The organism is Fructobacillus sp. ChS1-6f1-1-27 (assembly GCF_059579415.1).
On sequence record NZ_JCAOER010000026.1, the window covers coordinates 1 to 842 of the forward strand.

2 protein-coding genes are annotated in these 842 nt (G+C 41.7%); both read right to left on the reverse strand.

Annotation, left to right across the window (positions count from 1 at the left end; genetic code table 11):
* Positions 1-400, reverse strand: a 400-nt coding sequence (locus tag AC5162_RS06410) for an IS3 family transposase (protein ID WP_496534422.1), incomplete at its 3' end; no start/stop codon positions are given.
* On the reverse strand, positions 364-842 hold a 479-nt coding region (locus AC5162_RS06415), incomplete at its 5' end, for a helix-turn-helix domain-containing protein (RefSeq protein ID WP_496534421.1). The genes AC5162_RS06410 and AC5162_RS06415, both read right to left, overlap by 37 nt.

An 842-nucleotide genomic window follows, 5' to 3' on the forward strand; every position in this document is an offset into this window, starting at 1 on the left:
TGAAGCGACGACGAATGCGATTCTTAACAGTTTGACCATTTGGTCCCGGATAAGAATTATATTTCCGAATTTTCTTACGATAACCCAAGGCTTGAATGCCCATGATTTTCATTAACCGTTGGACACGTTTATGGTTAACTTGTTCAAAGCCTGGAACGCGGCGTAAGGCTGCGTGTACTCGTAAAACACCGTAATAAGGGTTGGCTTCTGCTATCTTTCGAATCGCTTCTTTAATGGCCTGATCAGGGTCAGCTTGTAAGAATCGACGACGCCAATAGTAATAAGTTGCGGGTCGAATCGGTGCATAACGAAGTAATAGGCTCTGTTTATAAACCGCCTCGAGTCGAAAAATAGCTTGGGCAACTACTTTAGGAGTCCATCTTTCTTCATCGAGGCCAATTCTTTTAAAAGGGCGTTCTTCACCTCTAACTCTTGAACTCGCTCTTCCAGTTCAGCGATTTTAGCCTGGTCACTTTGCTTTTTGTTTTTTCTTAATGCTTTTAATTGCTTGGGTTTGGTCATCGGAGGTCTTCCTTTTTGTAATGACCTTAACCCATCTTCTCCCTGCTGTAAATAGATTTTTCGCCACTGGTACATTTGAGCGATACCAAGATAGCCGAAATGAGCGGCAGTTAGAACATAGGAAGCTTGATTTTGAACCATCCAAGTCGCCACTTCAATTCGAAATTCCGAAGTGACTTTAGGTGGTTCGGTAAAGATTTTGGGACCATGATGTTGATAAGCAGCTAACATCATTCGCAATTTTGACCGTTGGAGGCCATATTTTTTTGCAATAGCACTAATTGAATTTTGATGCGATAAACATTCGTTAATTGCCTGTA